The following is a 3,902-nucleotide window of genomic DNA, read 5'->3' on the forward strand; positions in this document are numbered from 1 at the left end:
TGTTGGACCCGTTGCCCCTGTTATTCCCGTCGCTCCTGTTGAACCCGTTGCCCCTGTTATTCCCATCGCCCCTGTTGGACCCGTTACTCCTGTTGGGCCTGTATCACCTGTCGGACCCGTTGCCCCTGTTATTCCCATCACCCCTGTTGGACCCGTTGCTCCTGTTGGGCCTGTATCACCTGTCGGACCCGTTGCTCCTGTTAGGCCTGTGTCGCCCGTCGGACCTGTTGGGCCCAGCTTAGGAACTGTCCCATCGCAACTAAAACAGCATGAATCAACATGTACACCATTTTGATTATTACACCCACAATATCCATTTATATTATTACTCCATAAAGACATGTTGATCACTTCCTTTACATTCGATCTTTTAAGTACAATCAACGAGTTAGAAAACAACTATCTAAATAACAAAGACATACTTTGCCTAGTGGGGATAAACACAGATTTATTCCATACATTCTAGTAATTATTACATGCGATTCTCACTCTTTTTGCTTGTACTTTCGCCCCATCTCCACAGATGATTAACCACACATATTACGCTTTCGTACACAGCCAAGTTCCCATTTAAACTCCATATATTCTTCAATTTTTTTAGTAAAGGGGCTTATTCTTCATAAATAGCGACCATGATATATAAAAATCCGTATAATTTGTTGTTTTTCGTCAAAATTTTAAAAAAATATTGACACTTAAAATATCCTCATAGTATGATTTTGGTGTTGTAATTGATAACTATTTTCACTTATGGTGCTAGTTACAAAAAATACTTAATTTGGGGGCAGAAGATGAAGAAAATTCTCAGTATTTTCATAGTAGTTCTTCTATTCGCTGTTGGATGTGGACAGCAAAAAGAGGAGAAAAAAGAAACAAAGACAGACGCTAAGAAACAAGCTATAACAATTAAACACGCTGAGGGGGAAACAAAATTAGATAAACCAGCGAAAAAAGTTGTTGTACTTGAGTGGGTATATTCAGAAGACTTATTAGCACTTGGTGTTCAGCCAGTAGGGATGGCAGACATTAAGAATTATAATAAATGGGTAAATACAGAAACAAAACCAGGTAAAGATGTTGTAGATGTAGGGACACGTCAACAACCAAACTTAGAGGAAATTAGCCGTCTAAAACCAGATTTAATTATCACAGCTTCATTCCGTGGTAAAGCAATTAAAAATGAATTAGAACAAATCGCTCCTACAGTTATGTTCGATCCATCAACAAGCAATAACGATCACTTTGCTGAAATGACAGAAACATTTAAACAAATCGCAAAAGCTGTCGGAAAAGAAGAAGAAGGTAAAAAAGTATTAGCTGATATGGATAAAGCATTCGCTGATGCAAAAGCAAAAATTGACAAAGCAGGCTTAAAAGATAAAAACATCGCAATGGCACAAGCATTTACTGCTAAAAACGTGCCAACATTCCGCATCTTAACTGACAATTCTACAGCTTTACAAGTTACAAAAAAATTAGGTTTAACAAACACTTTTGAAGCGGGTAAATCAGAGGCAGATGGTTTCAAACAAACAACTGTAGAATCATTACAAAGTGTACAAGATTCAAACTTCATTTACATTGTAGCGGATGAAGATAACATTTTTGACACTCAACTAAAAGGCAATCCTGCTTGGGAAGAATTAAAGTTCAAAAAAGAAAACAAAATGTATAAATTAAAAGGCGACACTTGGATTTTCGGTGGTCCTGAGTCTGCAAAATCTTTAGCAACACAAGTAGCAGATGTAATGACAGCGAAGAAGTGATTACACGATGAATAGCTTACAACATGCACTTCGAGCAAGTCTTGTATTCGGAGGAGGAGCAGCTCTCTTGCTCCTCCTTTTCTTTATTCATATCGGACAAGGTCAAGCAAATATTTCCTATAGTATGATTATTGATGCTCTTATCTCACCGAACCAATCGCTAGAGCATCAAACTTTAATCATGCTTCGATTACCTAGAGCTGTAATTGCTATTTTAGCTGGAGGTGCTCTTGCTGCATCTGGGGTCATTTTACAAACGTTAACGAAAAATCCACTTGCTGAATCCAGTACAATGGGTATTCACTCTGGTGCATATTTCTTTCTAGTAGCGGCTACAATTTTCTTACCGAAAGGTCTGCAAATTAACTCACTTCTTTTCACATTTATCGGTGGTGCTATTACTGCTTTATTTGTATACCGTATTTCTGGTGGAAAAAAGGGAACCCCACTTAGAATGGCACTAGCTGGTATGGTCGTTACATTAATGCTTTCTGCCTTTACTGGAACGATGCAACTTTTCTATGAAAATGAAACAGCTGGTTTATTTTTATGGGGAGCTGGCTCTCTTATTCAAAATAACTGGGATGGCGTTCAATTTGCTTTTCCATTTATCATTATTTCTTTCCTAGTTTTACTATTTATGTCTCGTAAACTCAACATTCTCTTACTCGGTGATGATGTTGCTGTTTCTCTTGGCGAAAAAACAGCGGTAACACGTCTTATAGCCTTCATTGCTGCAATCTTTTTAACAGCAGTAATTGTTACTGTTGTTGGACCAATCGGTTTTGTCGGCTTAGTTGCCCCTCATTTAATGCGCCTGACCGGATACCGCCAACATCTTACTCTTCTTCTCTCTTCCTTCTTATGGGGAGCCGTATTATTACTTGGAGCAGATGTTGTCGGTAGATTAATAGATCCAACCGGTGCAGAACTTCCTGTTGGGGCAGTCACGGCAATGATTGGATCGCCTTGGCTTATTTACTTAGTGTATCGAATGATGAAGTCGAAACAATATATGAATGATAACGGTGCGAATGCAGCTGGAGCTAGTTCTCGCTATTACTCTTATAAAAAGGTAATCATTATCTCTATCGTACTTTGCATTGTGACGATTGCTCTTGGTGTTACAATCGGTAGTAACGCTTATATCGAAAGCATTACAAATGTTATATCAGGACAATTAACACAATTTGATAAAAATATGATGATGAACCTTCGTTTACCAAGAATGCTCGTTGCTGCTATTGCTGGCGCATGCCTTGCAATAAGCGGGCTTGTTTTCCAAGGTATATTACGAAACCCACTCGCCGACCCTTCTATTATTGGTATTTCATCGGGAGCTGGTGTTGGTGCTTTAACTATTATGTATGTCTTCCCCGCACTTCCTGGTTTCTTCCTACCAATTGGTGCATTTATCGGCGGATTACTTGCAGTTGGAATTGTCCTCTTCTTCTCATGGAAATCAGGATTTAGCCCAACAGCTCTTGCTTTAATAGGAATCGGTATTTCAGCTCTCGGTTCAGCGATTATTCAAATCTTTATCGTTAGAGCAAATTTGAACGTTGCAGCTGCTTTAACATGGCTATCAGGTAGCACGTATGCAAGAGGATGGAATCATTTAGAAAATATCATTCTATATCCATCACTTATTCTCGTGCTTATTATCTTTTTCTTAATAAAACAACTTGATGTTCTCGTACTTGGAGACGATTTAGCAACAGGGCTTGGGCAACCAGTAAATAAAACGCGCCTAACTCTCATTGTGTTAGCAACACTACTTGCATCTGTAAATATCGCAGCTGTCGGTACGATTGCCTTTTTAGGCCTTGTCGCACCACACTTAGCGCGAATCGTTGTTGGAATGAATCACCAAAGGCTCTTCGTTTGTTCAGCACTGTTTGGAGCAATCCTTCTTTCCATTGCTGACTTACTAGGACGAACAATTGCATACCCGAAAGAAATCCCTTCTGGTCTTGTCGTTGCTGTACTTGGAGCACCTTATTTCTTATGGTTAATGAGGAAGAGTGGGAAGAAGGTTAGTTAAAAAAGAGGCTTCTTGTTTGATATGATCCCCTTATAGTAGACAGGAAAAAGAAAGCACATTAACCTGTTTACTATGGAGGGGATTTTTCTGTG

General features: G+C 39.0%; 2 protein-coding genes and 1 pseudogene. 2 read left to right on the forward strand and 1 reads right to left on the reverse strand.

The genetic code is table 11. The features are described 5' to 3' along the window. A pseudogene (locus ACQVV1_RS29575) lies at window positions 1-342 on the reverse strand (collagen-like protein); the annotation flags it as partial. A gap of 449 nt (window positions 343-791) precedes the next feature. Between ACQVV1_RS29575 and ACQVV1_RS29580 the strand changes: the two are divergent. Together ACQVV1_RS29580 and fhuB are read left to right on the forward strand one after the other, a co-directional pair. Beyond that, the gene (locus ACQVV1_RS29580; RefSeq protein ID WP_309259392.1) at window positions 792-1,766 is read left to right on the forward strand and encodes an ABC transporter substrate-binding protein; all 975 of its coding nucleotides are present in this window, start codon (window positions 792-794) and stop codon (window positions 1,764-1,766) included. 7 nt (window positions 1,767-1,773) lie between these two features. Beyond that, entirely contained in the window at window positions 1,774-3,810 is a 2,037-nt protein-coding gene (gene fhuB / locus ACQVV1_RS29585) for a Fe(3+)-hydroxamate ABC transporter permease FhuB (protein WP_431169923.1), read from the forward strand. Window positions 3,811-3,902: the final 92 nt, after the last annotated feature.

Source organism: Bacillus basilensis, from assembly GCF_050630465.1.
Lineage (GTDB): Bacteria > Bacillota > Bacilli > Bacillales > Bacillaceae_G > Bacillus_A > Bacillus_A basilensis.

Excerpts from the sequence above, each read along its gene's own strand:
- ACQVV1_RS29580 (WP_309259392.1), top strand. The coding sequence starts at position 792 with ATGAAGAAAATTCTCAGTATTTTCATAGTAGTTCTTCTATTCGCTGTT.
- fhuB (WP_431169923.1), top strand. The coding sequence starts at position 1,774 with ATGAATAGCTTACAACATGCACTTCGAGCAAGTCTTGTATTCGGAGGA.